This window comes from Nostoc sp. DedQUE09, from assembly GCF_034530915.1.
GTDB lineage: Bacteria > Cyanobacteriota > Cyanobacteriia > Cyanobacteriales > Nostocaceae > Nostoc.
In genome coordinates this window covers 1-19,259 of sequence record NZ_JAVRCE010000102.1, presented here as the reverse complement: position 1 = coordinate 19,259, position 19,259 = coordinate 1, and the positions used below count along the sequence as shown (strand labels likewise).

The 19,259-nt window shown below is 42.2% G+C and carries 10 protein-coding genes; 3 read left to right on the top strand and 7 right to left on the bottom strand.

What is annotated here, in order from left to right:
- Nucleotides 1-766: 766 nt before the first annotated feature.
- Nucleotides 767-2,755, bottom strand: coding sequence for a S8 family serine peptidase (locus tag RMY27_RS33940; RefSeq protein ID WP_322669195.1), 1,989 nt, complete (start codon nt 2,753-2,755; stop codon nt 767-769).
- Nucleotides 2,756-3,234: 479 nt separating this feature from the next.
- Between RMY27_RS33940 and RMY27_RS33935 the strand changes: the two genes are divergently transcribed.
- Nucleotides 3,235-3,804: a hypothetical protein gene (locus tag RMY27_RS33935; RefSeq protein WP_322669194.1), complete on the top strand. Its 570-nt coding sequence runs from the start codon at nt 3,235-3,237 to the stop codon at nt 3,802-3,804.
- A gap of 94 nt (nt 3,805-3,898) precedes the next feature.
- Nucleotides 3,899-4,795 (top strand): DUF4351 domain-containing protein, encoded by an 897-nt coding sequence (locus RMY27_RS33930; RefSeq protein WP_322669193.1) that lies wholly within the window; start codon nt 3,899-3,901, stop codon nt 4,793-4,795.
- A 98-nt stretch (nt 4,796-4,893) separates the two neighbouring features.
- On the opposite strand, the gene RMY27_RS33925 is transcribed toward RMY27_RS33930, so the two are convergent.
- The 6 genes from RMY27_RS33925 to RMY27_RS33900 form a co-directional block, all read right to left on the bottom strand.
- Nucleotides 4,894-6,207 (bottom strand): hypothetical protein, encoded by a 1,314-nt coding sequence (locus RMY27_RS33925; RefSeq protein WP_322669192.1) that lies wholly within the window; start codon nt 6,205-6,207, stop codon nt 4,894-4,896.
- A 29-nt stretch (nt 6,208-6,236) separates the two neighbouring features.
- Nucleotides 6,237-7,547 (bottom strand): decarboxylase, encoded by a 1,311-nt coding sequence (locus RMY27_RS33920; RefSeq protein ID WP_322669191.1) that lies wholly within the window; start codon nt 7,545-7,547, stop codon nt 6,237-6,239.
- A complete protein-coding gene (locus RMY27_RS33915) occupies nt 7,535-9,361 on the bottom strand; it encodes an asparagine synthetase B family protein (protein ID WP_322669196.1) in 1,827 nt (608 codons plus the stop codon). The genes RMY27_RS33920 and RMY27_RS33915 overlap by 13 nt, the downstream gene beginning before the upstream one ends.
- A 200-nt stretch (nt 9,362-9,561) precedes the next feature.
- Entirely contained in the window at nt 9,562-10,185 is a 624-nt protein-coding gene (locus RMY27_RS33910) for a DUF3859 domain-containing protein (protein WP_322669190.1), read from the bottom strand.
- 815 nt (nt 10,186-11,000) lie between these two features.
- Complete coding sequence (locus RMY27_RS33905; protein WP_322669189.1) at nt 11,001-11,255, bottom strand: hypothetical protein; 255 nt, start codon at nt 11,253-11,255, stop codon at nt 11,001-11,003.
- 456 nt (nt 11,256-11,711) lie between these two features.
- The gene (locus RMY27_RS33900; RefSeq protein ID WP_322669188.1) at nt 11,712-13,523 is read right to left on the bottom strand and encodes a ShlB/FhaC/HecB family hemolysin secretion/activation protein; all 1,812 of its coding nucleotides are present in this window, start codon (nt 13,521-13,523) and stop codon (nt 11,712-11,714) included.
- 204 nt (nt 13,524-13,727) lie between these two features.
- Here RMY27_RS33900 and RMY27_RS33895 point away from each other — a divergent pair, with 204 nt between their 5' ends.
- A complete protein-coding gene (locus tag RMY27_RS33895) occupies nt 13,728-18,905 on the top strand; it encodes a CHAT domain-containing protein (protein WP_322669187.1) in 5,178 nt (1,725 codons plus the stop codon).
- Nucleotides 18,906-19,259: the final 354 nt, after the last annotated feature.

The following is a 19,259-nucleotide window of genomic DNA, read 5'->3' as shown; positions in this document are numbered from 1 at the left end:
AAACACGGAAACGTGAAGGCGGAAGTTCCTACAGGGAAGGCGGAAGCTGCTACAGACTGCGCGAAATACGGAAACGTGAAGGCGGAAGTTCCTACAGGGAAGAATATTTTGATTTTTGCTCAGTAATATAGTGGTTATTTAACAGAGCATTAAAAATACCCCACCCTAACCCTCCCCTTGGAAAGGGGAGGGAACTGTATTTCTAGTTTCCCCTTGAGCAAGTGTTTGCACATCGCTTAACGCCACTACTTGGAAAGGGGAGGGAACTGTATTTCTAGTTTCCCCCCTTTCCAAGGGCAGGGCTGTTTCATTCCCTAAAAGTCCTTAATTTACAAGCGTATCAGTCAAAAAAATCAGGTTGTTAACAATCCAATTCAGACAAAAACCAGGCGATCGCACTTAAATTTATCGGTTGAAGCCGTAATTTTTCGATTACCAACTTACTCAAATTTTTGGCTGATACTGTTGACAAAATCGCGATCTGAACGAATGAAACAGCCCTGCCTTTCCAAGGGGGGATTAAGGGGGGTAATTCGACTTGTGTGTACACCGTAGCCTTTCCAAGGGGGGATTAAGGGGGGTAATTCAACTTGTGTGTACACCGTAGTCTTTCCAAGGAGGGATTAAGGAGGGTAATTCAACTTGTGTGTATCACCGTAGCCCAACATAGGAGAAGAGGTTAGGGGATGAGGGCAACTCTAGAACACTTTTTTTAACCTAACTTTTACCTTAAGTTGACACCAATGCACAGCTGTGCGCCCCCTATTTAAAATCCCATTTCAATGGTTAAGCTGCGAATTTTTCCTGTATCTCCTTCAGATTTATCTGCAACTTCCAGAGTCCAGGTTCCTTGGGGACTTTTACCTTTAAAGGCAGCAAGTTTTGGGGTGTTTACCTCGTCATAAGTTGTTTTAATATTATCTGTAGCTCCGCCCTGGCGATCGTGCAGATTTATGGGAAGTATGCCTATTTGCACTGGAGGAAGGAGAGTAACTATAAGATCCCCAATATAAGTATGCTCGATATCTACATTAACTTTGATAGATTTTAGGGGGGTGGTATTAGCGATCGCCACCGATAATGTTGATGTTTGTAGATCGTTAATTGGCACATCTTGCACTGCTTGGAATCTACTGATCGGTGATGTTTGCGGTGGCTTGGCCAATTCTACAGCTTTCAGAGCATTGATTCGACCGTAACCGTAGAAAGGGCTGCGACCATTGGCATCATATTTACCTCCGGCTGAATCAATGCGATCGCAGGAGCGTTTAATAATGTCTCGCACTTCATCCCAACGCAAATTTGGGTTTCTGGTAAGAATTAAGGCTGCTACACCTGCTGCACCAGGACAAGCGCTGGAAGTTCCGCCAAATTCGTTCGTATAGTTGCCTAAAGCTTCACCAAGATTTCGATTACCGGAATTATAGCCAACTACACCAGAGCGATCGGTTGTCCAAATTCCAGTAGTTTGAGAAATATCACCATTGTTGCTAGGGAAGGCGCACCAAACCGCCTGACCAAAGTCGCTGTAAGCGCTTCTTGTGCCATAATCGTTACAAGCTGCCACTGCAATCACCTTTTGGTAGCTGGCATAGCCGTCGTTATCAACGCTTTCGTTACCATTGCCAGCTGCAAATAAAATTACACAGCCTTTGCCGTTGCGTCCTTTATTGATTGCAAAATCTATAGCAAGTCGTGTGGAATCAGGCAAAGGTACTTTTTGCTTGTGTGCGGGATCGTCTGGTTCAAACCAAGTACCGTCTGCTGGGCCCCAGCTGCAAGAAATAACATCAGCACCATTTTGAGCCGCCCAAACAAAAGCATCTGCTTCATCCTGCGATCCCAACGCCGAAGCTAAACGAATTGGCATGAGTTTTGCACCCGGTGCTACACCAGATGCTCCAAAGTTGCCGTTTGCACAAGCTACTCCTGCACAAGATGTACCGTGGTTATTATCATTTCCTGGTCTGGGATTGTTCGTTTTACGTGTGACATCACGTGGGGCAACTATCTTACCAGAAGAACGGAACTCTTCATGATCGAGATCCATACCATCGTCGATAATTGCAATAATTGTCCCAGTGCCATTGCTCAACTTCCAAGCGGCTTCAACGTTGGCATGGGCGTTAATTGTCTTACCATTAATTGTTGTTTGCTTTAAGTGCCATTGCTGCGGAAAAACCTGACGTTGGCGTGACTCACGCGCTAGTTCAGGATGGCATAGTTCAACTGATTCCTCATTTAGAAGTCTCTCGGCGATGTCAAAGACGGCTATACCAGTATTTGTAGGCGCGCTGACAAAATAAGCATTCCGTGCATATTCAAGTTGGCGTTTAATTGTTAAGTTGTAACGTCTTAAAACCTCTTGGCAGACATTTAACTCTTCTTCGCTATCAAATTTAACAAAAAGGTTTTCAGTGTAAATTACAGGTTGTTGGGATACTGGATCGATTAAAACGCGTCCGGCAAATTGGACTTCAGACTCATTGTTAAGAATTTCACGGGCGCGATCGCGCAAAGCAGCACCCTGATTTGGAACTTTCGCTTGCAAAATTTCTACACCCGCTTGCCGAAACCGTGTTTTTAACTCAAATTGATTGAGGATGCTACGAGCTGTGGGTGATACAGGTGCGACTTCAAAGGATCTTGCACCAACAATAGTGCTGCGGCTTTCGGTACGCACTACAACGTGTTCGTTACTGATAGCAAATTCATACTGTTGGCCGTTCTGTCCACCATAACGAACTTGAACCATTGTTTAGTCTCCTAAATGTTTTAAAAATTGGGAATTGGGTATTGGGAAACCGTATTATGCCTTACTTTTTAAGCTTGCTATACCCATCGTAGGCTTACATTTACTTGATGGATGCTTCTGATTTCATGTGTTATGTGTGTATTACGATACAGAATTTAATCTATCTAAGTTCATACAAACTTCGATTAATCTTTCCAGAAAAGAGGGGATTCAAAATCAGGTTGCTTTAAGAATCTTCACTATCTGTAGGGACGTATAACTGTGCATCACGATGAGATATAGCGGTTCTCGAATGGAAGCAATACATTTTGACCTCTCTCCAAACCTCTCTCCTAAAAGGAGAGAGGCTTGGAATTTTACTCCCCAACGCTAGTAGGGAAGGGGCTGGGGGTTAGGTCTGTATCGCACTCAACTGAGAAGCGTTATAAATGTATTTCGTACCACTGAAAACGCTATAACATCATTAGAACTTGAGAAAGATGTTTTATTTTCCGGCTGAGTATTTTTTACCCCTGATTCCTAAAGTGAGATTTCAAAAAGACTATTTTTCTGAGTATCCTGAACAAATTCGCGTTAGTGGCAATGTAAACCTACGCACTGCTGTATCTTACACTCGTAAACCTGGGTACTATGCAGTACATTACAATCAACCCGGCACTGTGGCAATAGGGGCAATTTTACGACTTAACGACGGTGCGATGTCTACGACGGGCTACGCCTACGCAGTTTTTTCAGGCGAACCCAATCAATCAGAACAAGGTATATTGAGTCCAGTTTATACACTAGAAACTAATGCTTCTTTAGCAGTACCAAGTGGACTGGTTTTTATCCGCTTTGCTGAAGGCGTTGATGTGGAGTCGCAGCGCGAGGTAATTAATCGAGCAGGTTATGAAGTAGCAGAAAGCCTTTATTATGCGCCTCATAGCGCTTGGTTACGTGCCAAATCAGGTAAAATTGTTGATGCGATCGCTGGAATTTCTCAGTTAGAAGCGATCGCTAATGTTGAGAATGTCGAACCTCAAATGCTTATGGAAAGAGGTTTCAGATAAATTACAAATTATACATATTAGAGATATTCTTACTTCTAAGTTGACGGTAATATAAGTACCATACTTCACTATTGTCTAAATCTTTTTTGGTTGAATGACTAGATTTATCCATGACCAATTTGCAAAAGATTATTTGGAAGAATTATTAAAACCTTATGGAGAAGTGCAAGGTTCTAGCCGTGTGGCGGGAGAAGTTCGAGAAATCGATGTTTTATTTTCTCCTTTAACAAAACAAAGTACGAATTTAGAAACACTAGGATTATTAGGAAGATTTGCTGCTACAGCAGCCATTTTTGAACCCTTCCGTAACGCTGCATCAAAAGAAGAAATTTGTGATTGTCTGTTAAAATTATTAGAAGTAAGGAGTGGATTACAACGTCAAGTAAATCGCAATAAAACTTCCATTTCAGAATTAGAACTTCCTAAATTATGGATACTCACCCCAACAGCATCTACAACGCTGCTGTCAGGATTCGGTGCTACTCAAAAGGTAGACTGGCTACCTGGAGTACATTTTATCGCAGAGTATTTGCGGACTGCGATCGTTGCGATTCACCAGTTACCGCGCACCCAAGAAACTCTATGGTTAAGAATTCTCGGTCGAGGAACAGTACAAAAACAAGCCATAGATGAATTAGAAGCACTACCATTAAATCATCCATTTCGCAGAGCAACGCTAGAATTACTTTATAACTTGCGACAAAACTTGCAAGTTAATCAAAATTCAGAAGAAGACGATCAGGAGTTAATTATGCGATTAAAACCACTTTATCAACAAGACCGGGAACAAGCTATACAAGAAGGGAATAAGCAAGGAGAACAACGTTTAATTATACGTCTACTAAATCGCCGTTTTGGTGAGATTGATTCATCTACTATTGAGCGAGTTCAAGAATTATCTATTGAACAATTGGAGGCGTTAGGAGAGGCTTTGTTAGATTTTTCAGTTATTGCTGATTTAGAAGCTTGGTTAAACCAACAAATTGAATAAATCTAATCTGTAAATCAATTAAACAAATTTTATGTGATACTGCACTTTATTCATGTAGGAGCAAGTCATGAATTGCCCCTACAATTGAAATGAGAATATTAACCAAAACTTTCAACAACGTACATATCATTTCCTGTATTGCCGACTAAAAGCAAGCTACTGTCATCGCTTTCTAAAGTTTGGCTGCCAGCAATACCCTTTTGCAGAACTTTAATTATTCTTTGGGGAGTGAAAGATTCCAATTCCACAAACTTTCCAGATTCTAACCATGCTAATTCTTCAGCAGATAAATTTTGACGTATTTCTTCAGGCAATTGTTTAGCTGCTTGCGCTGACTCTGGAGAGGATTGAATGAACATTCCGCGCTTAGTAGCGATAATTTGACGTGGCGTTAGTCCAATATCAATAATCGCAATCTCGCTATTGAGAAACCAATTAGCATTAGTTCTCAAATTATGAACTAAACCAATTCCTCGTGGATTGCAATCATGTATTGCATAGACTTTCAAATCGGGATTGCGGCGCAGCATTTGCATTGTGGTGTCAAAAATGCTTTGGGGATATCCAGTAATGCTGAGAATTGCACAGTTATTTTCAAAGTGAAAATTATTAGCAATTAATAGTTGAGCAATACTAGCAGTATCACAAACGACTAATCTATCAAAACTGTAAGCCGTTACATCAGGATTAATCGTGGCTGGTGTATTTTCCTGCTTTGGCGAAGGAAGAATTTTGAGAATGGAACCATTTATTTGCTGCCAGCGATTTAGCCAATCATTAACCTGAGATTGTGAAAGTAAAAATTCTTGTACTACTTCAATCTGATTTAGCTGTCTACTTCCTAAGTACAATGAAACCATCCCAGCTATTACTGCAACAGCAAATGCAATAAATGAATTTAATATAATTATACTGATCGACATTCCTCCTACTAGAATTATTACACCTAAAATCTGCAACATCCTGGCACTTGATCTTCTTCCTTTATTATTAATTTTACGAGAATTGGTATTTTTAAATAAATAAACAGCCAAGATTAAGTTATATATAAATAGAACAATCACAAAAGAGTTAGAGCCTAATATATCTGAAAGTATCCCACCAATAAAACCAGGTGCCCAAATACTAAAAAATAGATAAAAAAAGAGATAAGCAAAACCAAACTTACTTGCAGAAAATAAATTTTGTCTAACGCGATTGTCTAAAAAATAAAGCAGTTGTTTGGGCGTAAAAAATAATGTACCTTGAGCAGAGATGTCAGATATAGCTTTTGCAAACATGGGATCAGTTATCTTAACATTACTCATGCTAATCGGTTCAAAGGCAAAGAGATGATTGCATTTTACACACCGACCTTGATTAGCTGTCCGGTCTTTTAGTTTATTATCAGTTCCGCAGTTAATACACTTCATAATGATTGCCCAATGTTATTTATTAATTATTAGTTATCTAGCACTTGATTTGTTAATAAAACACTGTATTCTTCCCGCCGACGAATCAAGCGATGTGTGTCATTTTCTAGCAAGACTTCCGCAGCTTTGGGACGGTGTAAAAAGTGAGACGACATTGCATAACCATAAGCACCGACATCTAAAATGGCAACGATATCACCAATTTCTAGCGCCGGTAGTTGGCAATTTTTCCCCAGATAATCTCGTGAATAGGTGGTGTTACCACAAATATCAGTTGTGAATAGAGAGACGCGATTAATTGCGTCTGTACGAGAGTGGGGAATTGGGGATTTGTTTGCTTGTTTCCAAGTGACGATTTCTCGGTAGCCGCCGTGTACTGAGGGTACTGAAAGATTAGCAACAGTTGTATCAACTCCAACAATCTGTTTTTCTCCTTGCCATTTTACAGAAACAACTTGAGCAAGCAAAGTTGCACATCCAGCGATCGCACTTCGTCCCGGTTCAATCACCAAATCAATTTCCCGTCCTAAACGAGTAATTCTCTTGGTTAACTCAGCCCCAAATATTTCCCAGTTAAAGACTGTTTTGTTGTGGTGATAAGGATAGCCAAAGCCACCACCAAAATCTAAATATTCCCAATCAGGTAACTTTTGTGCTGTGGCGATTACTGTATCGATCACCTCGGTGAATGCGGCTGTGGCATTAGTTCCCGTCCCTCGATAGAAGTGTAAACCACTCAACTTTAATCCCACCTCACCAGTTAAAGCGATCGCATCACCAAATTCTTCTGGACGTACACCAATGCGGCTATCTCCGGTAATTTCCGGCAAATTGAGGCGTAAACCCAGCCGAATAGATTTCTCTCTGCCTTTGGGCAAAACTTCGCAGCACAATTGTAATTGAGCAAGGCTATCAAAATTGAGAGTTGTAACTCCCCAATTCAAAACTTGTATCATCTCAGCCTGATTCAAATTACTGCCGCTATAAACAATCTCACAAGGATCGAAACCAGCTTGCAATCCTAAATAAATATCTCCTGGCGTATTGGCGTGAAGTCCCCATCCAAAAGAGCGAAAAATTTTTAACAGCGCAACGTTGCCATTCGTAACACTAGCAAAGCGAAATTGCGTGCGCGGATAGCTTACTGCTTTGGTAATCTGCTCAATAGTTTCGCGCAAGCGATCGCCATTATAAACATAAAGCGGAGAACCGTAATTATTCAGTAATTCCTCGGCAAGTTCCCTGGAGAATGGGGGAGATGAGGAGATTAATTGCTCACTCCTAACTCCTAACTCCTCACTCTCAACTCCCAACTCCCCACTTTTATCTAACCTTGCCATCGCTTGAAATTTCTCCATAGCCAACGATGTAACCAAAAGGGATGATCCCAAGACTGTTTAGTTATTTCTTCATTTAAAACGTGTGATCGCCAAAGTTGCCACATAATTAGTAACCAGAGTGTTTCACCAATTCGACGGCCTTGAATAGCTGCTCCTAGATTGCCTTCAACGATTTGTGCTGCAATGTGAGGATAAAAATGGTTGTTGGCGCGAAGTCTTTCTGGATTGAGCCAAATGCCGAGTTGATGCCAAAAATCATTTAAACACCAAGAAGTTAAAGGAACCCCCATACCACGTTTTTGTCGCCAGACAATTTCGGGCGGAAGCCAGTTTTCTACAGCCCGTTTGAGGATATATTTTTCACAAGCACCCTGTAAGCAGAGTTCTCCAGATAAACGGAATGTCCACTCAGCTAGAGGTAAATCACAAAAAGGCGATCGCACCCACAACCCATGAACAAACCCCAATGCAGTCGCACGGGGATGGATATTCTGCGCTCCTTTGAGCATCAAACTAGCACGGCGGAGGCGATGCAATAAAGATGGACACTCATTGCGATCAAGAGCTGTTAACAACCAATCTTCAGGATGCAAATTTTGGATCTGTGCATAAACCTCCGGCTGATAAACTTGAGATTCGTATCCCCCAAGACGATGAAAGGTGCGGAGATATTGTTGGATAAAAGTTTCCTGTCCGGCGGGATTTTCTGCTTGATAAACACCTGCGGCAATTAAAGGTTTGTTCGTCCAACCAGCAAATAATTGATCTCCACCTTCGCCGTTAAAAATTACCTGAGTTTCCTGACTCGCTCTCTCTGACAGGAGATACAACGGCACACACACACCATCTCCAAAGGGCAAATCTAATGCTTGCACAGTCGGAATTAGCGCATTCTTGATCGAACTGGGGGTTACTGGAACTTTAACAAGTGGAATTTTGAGAAATTGGGCGACTTGTTCAGAGTATGGATATTCTGGAATCCCTGCGTTACCAAAATCTAAAGTGTAGGCGCGGACTTTCACCCCTGCTTGTACCAGCAACGCCGCCACCACTGAAGAATCGAGTCCACCAGAGAGAAACACCCCGACAGGCTCATCCTTTAAATCTGCAATTTGTCGCTCAATGGAGTTTTTAAGAAGAGTTTGCAATTCAGTAATTGCTGTAGCTTCATCTGTTAACTGCTCTGACGCTTCCCGCCATGAGTGGATTTTTTTAGATTCAGGTGTTTGCAGCTTACCTGATTGGCGATCGCTCTGCCAAACTAATTCCGTCCCAGCTGTCACTGCAAACACTTGATTAATAGGAGTTAAAGGTGTGGGAACGTAAGAAAAACAGCTATAGCCATATAACCCAGGAATGCTAACTTCTGACTGTTGCAAAATCGGTAAAAGTAATTGCAGTTGCGATGCAAACCAGATTATTTGTCCTTGCACAGTCCAATACAAAGGAACTCTTCCGAAAGGTTCTCTTCCCAAAATTAGGCAGTTGTTTTCTTGGATTACCCAAGCATCGGGTGAGCTAAATAATCCTGATGCAAAGATGGCAGCAATTTGATTTTGTTGTGGTGGGGGATTGCCATCCAGTCCGATGTAAACAACATTCCAGATGGGAAGAGAATAATTTTCCTGTGCAGAAAACTGACTTTTCAGGCCTCTAACCCCCTTCCCTGGCAGGGAAGGGGGAAAGTTCAAAGCCTCTCCCCTTGTAGGGGAGAGGTTTGGAGAGAGGTTTTCCACCACACTAGTTAACAGCGCTTCCAACTCCTGTTGAGCGCCATAACCCCAATAGCCAAGAAAGTGATGCGGGATAACCATCTGAACTGAATGGCACGCTTGTAAAGCCCAAAGACTTATTGTATCTTCGTTCCCAGCCTGGAGGCTGGGAATGAGTTCCAAGAGGCTCTGCCTCTTGTCAAGCTATGGAGGCGGAGCCTCCGAGAATGTTTCCCAGCCTGGAGGCTGGGAACCAGTTGAACCCGAATAGCCAAGAAAATGATGCGGAATACCCATCTGAACTATTTAACTTCAAAGGTTGCATCGCTAATCTGCCGACCTTCTAGGAACATCTGCACCTGCCAATTGCCAACAGTTGCAGCCGGGTTAATAGTGTAGCGACACTGGGTATCCCAGACAGATGTATTAATTTCGCGGGTTTGATAGTTGTTTTGCTTGACAATTTGACCACTTGGGTCAATCCAATTACAAGAAAGAGCCAGCTTTTTACCCAAAGGTGCATCTTTTAAGGTGACACGATACAACACTTCTGGATTAGTTTGGCGAGAAATTGTCTTTAAGCCGCCGCCATTATCTTGTGTCAAAGTGATGCGGTCTTGTTGAGTAGAAACACGAGAAAGTGTAGAACTTTGCTGCTGCATGAAAAATATTGTCGATGCAATGACCACCACTACAACTACCACCACTCCAGAGGTAATCCATCGATTCCGGCGTTGCTGTACTTCTAGTGCTTGGCGGCGATTTAGCTGAATCAGCGCTTCATCTAGTAACTCTGGCGGTAAATTCAACTCCTGTAAAATTTCTCTCACCTGCTGTTGGTCTAGTTCCGCTTCCCGACGCAATTGCAGACCTTCTACTTCCGTAACTATTTGTGATAATTGCTCTTGAGTCAGTCGCTGCGTCATAGCTTAACTCCTGCTGAAAAACTTGATTGCGATCGCCAAATCTCATTTTTGTAGGTACATCATAAGCTACAAAATAAAGTTGTTGCTTTTCGGATTATTTAAGAGAAACTTTTGTAAACACAAACGCGATAAATCGCCGCCTCTACAATAGACCTCTTGCATAACGAACGAAAGTGCTTGTTTTGTGAACGAAAGTACTTGTTTTGTGGACGAAAGACTTGTGTGTACACCGTAGCCCTTGGCAAGGGGGAGTTAGAGGGGGTGAGAAGGACTTGTGATACACCGTAGCCTTGGAAAGGGGAGGGAACTAGAAATCTTGTTTCCCACCTTTCCAAGGGGGGATTAAGGGGGGTAATTTGACTTGTGTAACACGGTAGATTTGTAAGGCAATTGGGGGGATCAATAAGTACAAAGATACAGCCAACCACTTTTCAAACAACCTCTTAAGGACTTTTGCAAGAGGTCTAATAATCAGTCTTTTGTCTTGAAGGCGATTTATCGCATCTTTAGCGATCTAGAATTTTCATCACAAAACTTTAACCGAACCGTATTAGCTTTGCGTCTATGCTAATTCGTTCTTTGTATAATTTGGCGCATATTTATACAGAATTGGTATTACCTGTAACTACTAAAATTAACATGACATAACAGAACTGGTATTACTTGTAACAAATAGAATTAACATTACAAAAAAGATACTTCTTGCAAAAGCCAAAAACCGCCCTAAAATCAATTTCTGGGCGGCTCAATTATTTTTGCAATAGTATTTTTGCAATAGATTTAATAAAAATTCCCAATGCCTCCTTCACATTAGTTTAAATTTCTCGATTTCCGCCAATAGAGAGCTGTTTTTTGCTATGTTTTAACTCTTTCCAGAGTGACTTAATCTGCTGGTAAGCCTCTTCTTGAGACAACTTCCCCCCAGTCTCTAGGCAAGTAATGTAACTAATTTTTTGAGAGAATTCTTGAAGGTTGGCATTAAACACCAAATTCTCTGGCTGAAATTTACCATAATACCGACTACGAGGGTAAAGAAAGCTGTTTTTGTCTTGCGAGTTAGATTGTGTCATAAGTTTTCTCTTATTTATAATTCTTTCTTACATTTATAAACTAAAACTTTTCCCTTTGTGTATATACACAGTATAAAACTCAAATTCCTGAAGAAAGAAGTTAATTTTTTAGTTCAATATTAGGATAAAGCAGAAGAACAGGTAATTAACTGTGGAAAATACTGAATTAAGCGCCTTATCTACCAAAAGGAGTAGGTAAAAGGGCATACTTTTTGCGGAAAACACTAAAATTAGTAAGTGGGCGCTAAAAAACACAACTAAATTAACAAGGGTAAAGGTTGAGAGTAAAAAAGAAAAACCTTTTCCCCTTACTCATACAAAACTTTGTATAGTTCGGTTTAATTGTGCCAACCTACTTAAATGAAATAGCATTTTGCTGATTAAACTCGACTTGCTCAAATGCGGCTCAAATAATATCATGTCCGCAGAATTATTTATGATTACCATAGCGTTTAGCTAGGGTTGATAGCGAAGGCTAAAGTAAAAGCCATCATCCTGAGCGTTATTACCACGATCGCTCAGATCGATAAATGGAAATCCATAATCAAGCCGCAAAAAGAGATTATCAATTCCCATTGCCTGATTCCACAATAATCCTAAGCCTGCGCCCACTAAAAAAGTTTGATTGAGTAGCGGATTGGGGTTATCAGACTGATTCCAGACGGCTCCCATGTCTAGAAATGGCGCAAGTTGAATTGTCGATAATCCAGATTCATTACGCTGCACTGTAAACCGATCTTCGATCGCTACCCGAAATCCATTATCCCCAGAGCGGATATTTTGGCGATATCCTCTTACCGATTGTCCACCACCAATGACAAATTGCTGGGAAGGTAAAAGGCTATCTGGTGTAAGTTGTAAGTCTGCTTGAATCAGCAATAGATGATCGTTGCTGAGTTGCTGCACGCGCTGTATTTGACCTAGCCAACTGAAAAAGCGACCATCGGGTATGGGATCATTGTTGATAGTTGCATCTAATATATCAACGCCAAAATTAAATTGCGATCGCAAAAACCAAGCTCCTTGAGGTTCGCGCCTGATATAATCTTGACCAAATTTAATTACACTGGTGCGACTAACGCCATTGGCATCAGGCCCAATGCCAAAGCCTCGAGCGAAGTTATCAAGGAAGGTTTGACCATCTTGATAGGTAAATCCTAAAGATAAGGCAAATTCTTCTCTAGGCGATCGGATCAATGGTTGACGATAATTTATTTCATAAAGATCCTGGTTGGCCCGAATCCCAAAGGCATCAAAGGGTGGCTCAGTAATTTCGTTGCGATTAAATGCCGCTCGAATTTGCACTTTGCCGTTCATGGCGTTCACGGGAACCTGATAACTAAAATCAAAGGCATCGGAACCACCAGAGAGTGTATGGTAATATGAGCCAGCTAACTCATCTCCTATACCGGTTAAATTGCGCGATCGCAATTCAACACCCAATCTTTCCGCGCCAATACTGGGAGGCGAATAATTATCTACACCCAAACTACCAATTAAAGTTTTTGCCTCTTCAACTCTGACAACGAGAATACTTTGACCAACCTTACCCGTTGGACGCAAACTCGCTTCCACATTTGTAAATAAGGGATCGAGTCGCAACAATTTCAACTGTTCTTCGAGCTTACCAGTATTCAGAGGAATACCAGCACCTAGTTGGATGCGACTACGAATATAAGATGGGTTTAATCGCCGCGTCCCTTGGATGTCAATCTCTGTTAAACGCCCTTCCAACACCCGAATTACCACAACACCATCTGCGGTACTAGATTGTTGAGTATCTGGAATCGCTCTGGAATTTATATACCCTTTATTTAGGTAAAGTTGGGTAACGGCATCGGCGGCTTGTCTGATTTCTTCTAAAGTTAAGTCCCGTCCTTCAAACGGTTTCACTACTGGATTAAAGTCATTTTCCTTAAAAACTGTGCTACCTACAACCTGAATTTTGCGAACCCGAATGCGTTGTGGTATTTCTGGTTGTGGGTTAGTTACTGGAGTAGTTTCTGTTTCTTGTACTATTTGTAACTCTGACCGACTGTTATTTTGAATTGAGTCCGGTGTAAAAATATTAGCTCTAGCTCTCAGTCCATTTGCAGTTACAATCCATACCGCAGGCAGAATTAACAAGCCGCACCGAAAGCTGAAACTGTGCTGACTGCATTTAGTAATTGCCAAACTCCGGCAATTATCTAACTGATGAGATAAATAGACAATTTTTTGCTGAGTCGTTGCTCTAGGCTGAACACCAGTTTCTATTTCTTTTCTCATTTCTCTTCAGTGGAGTGCCTTATTTAACGACTGGGCTGATTTTGATTTTTAAGTGTGCTATGGCTGTATGAATATTTGAATATCATATTTTTGATATTCAAATTTCAAAAGATTTGTAACTAAAACTATCATTAACAGCGATTTCTTCTAAGTGATAGTCCTTAGCATTATATTGTGGTAACAGGTAGAATTGGGAAAACTTCGATGTCACCACTGATTTCCATTGTCATTGTCAATTACAATCGGGAGTCTTACCTTAAAGAAGCGATCGCCAGTGTCTTAGCGCAGACATGGCAAAACTTTGAGTTACTAATTTGGGATAATGGCTCTACAGATGGATCAGTGGCGATCGCTCGCGCTTATGCTCAAAAAGATGGGCGAGTGCGGGTGGTGGAGGCAGACAATCAAGGAGTTGCTGCGGCTTGTAAAGCAGCGATCGCCCAAACTAAGGGTACTTACATCGGTATATTAGATAGTGATGATATCCTTGCCTCCACCGCCCTCGCCCAAACCGCTACAGTCCTCAACAGCCATCCAGAAACGGGATTTGTTTACACCGACTACTTAAATATCGATCCAAACGGCAAAGTGATTGGCTACGGTCATCGCTGTGACATTCCTTACTCTCAATCAGGTTTGCTGGTAGATTTCATGACTTTCCACTTCCGCTTGATGCGGCGATCGGTTTACGACCGAGTGGGAGGTGTTAACGAATTGTTCTCTTGCTGTGCCTATGATTATGATCTATGTCTGCGACTTTCAGAAGTAGCCCAAGTGCGCCGAGTCAAAGAGCCACTCTATTTCTACCGGAATCATTCTCAAAGCATGTCTCTTACCAGAAGAACAGAACAAATCCTCTGGTCACAAAAGGCGATCGCTCAAGCACTTTGGCGGCGAGGATTAGCAGACAAGTTACAAATCGATGTAGAATTACCCACAAGTCGCTTCATCTTACGACGTAAAAAACCTCTACTACACAACATCGCCGCTTCATTCTTAGTTATTGCCTCGCTGGTAAGTCCGAGATTAGCCCAAGCACAACAAATAGTCCCCGCTGCCGATGGGACAAACACAATTGTGACTCCCAACGGCAATCGACTTGATATCACTGGCGGTACAACTTCTCTTGATGGTGTTAACCTCTTCCACAGCTTTCAACAATTTGGAATTTCACCAGAACAAATCGCCAACTTTCAAGCTAGTCCAGCGTTGCAAAATATTCTTGGTCGAATTACAGGCGGGAATGCCTCGGTTATCAATGGTTTAATTCAGGTGACAGGTGGCAATGCTAACCTTTTCTTGATGAATCCAGCCGGATTTATTTTTGGAGCAAACGCCAGTTTAAATGTGCCGGGTGCTTTTACGGTGACAACAGCTAACGGCATTGGCTTTGGTAGCAGTTGGTTTAATGCTATTGGTGTGAATGACTACAATGCCTTAGTTGGAAACCCCAATGGATTTGCCTTTAGTATGAACCAGCCAGGAGCGATCGCAAATGCTGGCAATTTGGTAGTAGGTGCTGGGCAAAATTTGAATTTATTAGGTGGTACTGTAGTCAACACTGGGCAACTTTCAGCACCCGGAGGGCAGATTGCCGTTACATCAGTACCAGGACAAAATTGGGTGCGTCTCAGTCAGCCAGGAAATCTGCTGAGTTTAGAAATTCAGCCCCTCGCCTCTAGTAGCAACCAACCCAATAACTGGACAATTCCTATTGCCTCAATACCCGAATTACTCACAGTTGGTAACACAGGGTTAACTGCTAATCCTGATGGAACTGTAAAATTAACAAACTCTAATGTGACAATTCCGACAACTCCAGGTACAACGATTGTATCTGGGACAGTGAATACATCAAGTCAAACAGGCGGTACGGTAACTGCTTTGGGTCAAAAAGTCGCGCTGATTGATGCCAATATTAACGCCTCTGGAAATAATGGCGGCGGTACTGTGCTAATTGGTGGCGATTATCAAGGTAAGGGGACTTTACCCAACGCAAATCGGACTTATGTAGACTCAAAATCCGTTATTAATGCTGATAGTAATTTGAATGGAAATGGCGGACGGGTAATTGTTTGGGGTAACGACACAACCCAGTTTTTTGGAAAAATTTCGGCTCGTGGAGGAGCAAATGCCGGGAATGGTGGTTTTGTAGAAGTATCAGGCAAAAATTTCTTGACCTTCAACGGTTTGGTAGATACTTCAGCCGTCAATGGCAACTTTGGTACTTTATTGCTAGACCCCAGCACATTGACCATTATCGATGGTGCAGCAGGGACAGGTGATTTTGATGCTACAGCAGACAATATTGCCTTTGGCGATCCAGATATTGGGGCTAACACTGTTTCTTGGGGTGCGATCGCCGCATCAGATGCAACGAATATTAACTTACAAGCTACAGGCAACATTACCATCAATGACATCACCGGAGCTACGCCCTTGGTGACTACTCCTGGTGTCGCGACATTAAACTTGGGTGCTGGAAGCTTTAACCTCTCCTCACAAACTGGTTCTGTAAACTTTGTCAATCCCACCAACACAATCCAGACAACTGGGAGAGCGATTAACATTTCTGGAGCTAGTTTATCACTGGGCAATCTCAATACAACTACTGATTTTTCTGGCAATAGTGGCAATGTCAACTTGTCTGCGACTGGCGACATCGTTGCGGGCAACATTATCGCCAGTGGTCAAGGCTACTTGGCAGGTAATATTACAGTCACAAGCAGCAGTGGTGGGATTACTCTAAATAATCTCGATACTAGCAACACTGAAGGGTTTAATACTATTAATACTGCTGGAACAGTCAGTTTGACTGCCGCAGGCAATATTCTCACAGGTAGGATTGATGCTTTTTCAAATGATGCTAGTGGCTCAGGTCAGGCTGGCGGTGTAGTCGCAACAACCACAGGCGGCAGTATTACCACAGGGGCAATTAACTCGTCTGTAGTCAAAGATGGAGGTGGCGATTTTATCGGCACCGCTGGCGCGATTAGTTTAACTAGCAGAGATAATATCACTGTGAATGATGCCATTAACGCCTCAGTGATCGCGATCGGAGTCGATGGAACTGGAAACGTTACATCTGGCAACGTTACCTTACAGACTAGCAATACATTTGGTAGCAATATTCGTTTTACCAACATCAACACCCAGGCGATCGCAGACGACTTTGTTGATGGAAACACAGTTCAAGGTGGCAATGTGCAAGTGCTAACCAATGGACTTATTCAGGGAATCGGAACCGGTGAAGTGATCGCAACTGGTGGATTTTTTACTGGCGAAGGAGGTACTAACGTTCAACCTTCAGCAGGAGGTACTGTTAGCATTCGCCATGATGGTGGCCCAAATAATGTAGATTTTATTGTCGGTGATGCAAGTGTCAATGGTACAGCAGGGTCAATTAATACAGGTGACAATTCAATAATCGCTTCAAACAGCTTTCCCGTCTTGCCAAATGGTGGAGATGCTAGCGGCACTCCAATCGGCATTACCATTACTTCCGTTAACACCCCGCCGACATTAACGGCAAACTCATCGCTACCCGATACCCAGACTAATCAACCAGTAACCTTAACGTTCTCTAGTTTGGCTCCGCTGGTCAGCGATGCTAATAATGACATCACCTCCATCAAGGTCGATGTCGTGAATACGGGAAACATCACTGTCAATGGCGTTCCCGTCATCCCTGGTGTTACAACCTTATCTAGCGGCGATACTTTGGTATACACACCTCCAGCAGATACAAATGGGTCACTAAATGCCTTTGTAATTAGTGCAAATGACGGCGTTTCCTCTTCTGAACCTGTACAGATAGGAATCAACGTCAGTCAAACTCCTACTCCGAATCCTGAGACTCCGAATCCTGAAACTCCGAATCCTGAGACTCCAAATCCTGAAACTCCGAATCCTGAGACTCCGAATCCTGAAACTCCGAATCCTGAGACTCCGAATCCTGAAACTCCGAATCCTGAAACTCCGAATCCTGAAACTCCGAATCCTGAAACTCCGAATCCTAATCCCTGCACATTCCAATGCAATCTACCAGGTAAACCGAATAACCCTGTTTTTAATAATCCTAAGATTGATAACCCCGTTCTTAATACCGACCCCACTCCCGAAGACAATTTCACAGATGATTTTGCCGACCATTTAGGCATACCCACCCCTAGAATCAAAACCCTAGATGATGCCAAAGAAATTGCTCGCAAAATTGAAGAAGCTACTGGTGTGAAACCTGCATTCATCTACATCAGTTTTGTCCCTGTAGAAATTCTACCAGAGGAAAATTTAGGCAAAGTTCAAAAACTTACAAAACAGTTAAATACCATAGCAGAAAAGGATAGCGATCAGCTAGAAGTAGTAGTAGTAACCGGCAAAGGCAACCCTATCCGTAAGCGCATCCCAGAAACAACTAAAGCCAAAGTTCTCAAAGTAGCTCAAGAATTTCGTGACCAAATCGTTAGTCCACAAAACCGTCGTCGCACCGGTTATTTGCGTTCATCTCAACAACTTTATCGTTGGATTATTGCACCATTAGAGGCAGATTTACAAGCGAGAGAAATCAACAATCTGGTCTTTTTACCAGACATTGGGTTACGTTCAACCCCAATGGCAGCACTTCACGATGGTAAGGGATTTCTAGTAGAAAAATTCAGTATTGGCTTAATGCCTAGTCTTAGTTTGACTAATACCCTCTATAAAGACATCAAAAAATCTCAAATTTTAGCACTGGGAGTTTCTCAGAGTACTCAGGGACAAGAGCCTTTACCAGCAGTCCCCCTTGAGTTATCAACACTAGTGTCTAAACTATGGCAGGGCAAATTATTGTTAGACAAGCAAGCCACCTTAGAAAATCTCAAAACTATCCGTCGCCAACAACCTTTTGGAATTATTCACATGGCAACCCATGCCGATTTTGCTACTGGTGCTTTGAGTAATTCCTATATTCAACTGTGGGAAGACAAGTTACGCTTGAACCAATTACGACAATTGCGCTTGAATGAACCTGAAGTTGAAATGCTTGTGCTAAGTGCTTGTAGAACAGCTTTAGGGGATGAAGAATCCGAACTGGGATTTGCGGGTTTAGCAGTGCTGGCAGGTGTGAAAACTAGTGTTGCTAGTCTTTGGTCAGTTAATGATGCTGGCACAGCAGCATTGATGACAAAATTTTATGAAAACTTAAAGACAGATCCCATTAAGGCAGAAGCTCTAAGACTTGCTCAAGTAGCTATGGTCAAAGGGCAAATTTATGTCAAGGATGGACAAGTGCAAGGTTTAAAAGTAGTTGGGAATTTGCCTTTACCTGCTGACAGTGCTGATGAATCACTCATGCATCCTTATTATTGGGCTGGATTTACAATGGTTGGTAATCCTTGGTGAAAATAGGGAAAATAGAGTTAAGCTAACGCGCCTACATATTGCACTATTTTCCGTGTAGACCGTCATTAGTCATTAGTCCCTTGTACTGAGTTTTGACTGCGCGGTAATCGAGCGACTTGCACTGAGTTTCGACTACGCTCAACTACCGCGGCGTCGAAGTGAGTCGAGATTCAACTACCGCGAACGCGAACAGCGTCTCGTAGAGAAGCCGTTGGCGCAGCCTCTCCAAGAGTTGTATTAGTGATTTGTGTTTACCAATTGGACTTTGGACAATTGACTTAGGACAACTTCACCATTTGACTGGAGTTTAGACTAAAAGCGATATGAGAGAACGTAAATCAAATAGAATTACAG

Bases quoted from the DNA above. Each gene is read 5' to 3' on its own strand.
- RMY27_RS33930 (WP_322669193.1), top strand. From the start codon at position 3,899: ATGACTAGATTTATCCATGACCAATTTGCAAAAGATTATTTGGAAGAA.
- RMY27_RS33900 (WP_322669188.1), bottom strand. From the start codon at position 13,523: ATGAGAAAAGAAATAGAAACTGGTGTTCAGCCTAGAGCAACGACTCAG.
- RMY27_RS33915 (WP_322669196.1), bottom strand. From the start codon at position 9,361: ATGGTTATCCCGCATCACTTTCTTGGCTATTGGGGTTATGGCGCTCAA.
- RMY27_RS33895 (WP_322669187.1), top strand. From the start codon at position 13,728: ATGTCACCACTGATTTCCATTGTCATTGTCAATTACAATCGGGAGTCT.
- RMY27_RS33925 (WP_322669192.1), bottom strand. From the start codon at position 6,207: ATGAAGTGTATTAACTGCGGAACTGATAATAAACTAAAAGACCGGACA.
- RMY27_RS33920 (WP_322669191.1), bottom strand. From the start codon at position 7,547: ATGGCAAGGTTAGATAAAAGTGGGGAGTTGGGAGTTGAGAGTGAGGAG.
- RMY27_RS33905 (WP_322669189.1), bottom strand. From the start codon at position 11,255: ATGACACAATCTAACTCGCAAGACAAAAACAGCTTTCTTTACCCTCGT.
- RMY27_RS33935 (WP_322669194.1), top strand. From the start codon at position 3,235: ATGTTTTATTTTCCGGCTGAGTATTTTTTACCCCTGATTCCTAAAGTG.
- RMY27_RS33910 (WP_322669190.1), bottom strand. From the start codon at position 10,185: ATGACGCAGCGACTGACTCAAGAGCAATTATCACAAATAGTTACGGAA.
- RMY27_RS33940 (WP_322669195.1), bottom strand. From the start codon at position 2,755: ATGGTTCAAGTTCGTTATGGTGGACAGAACGGCCAACAGTATGAATTT.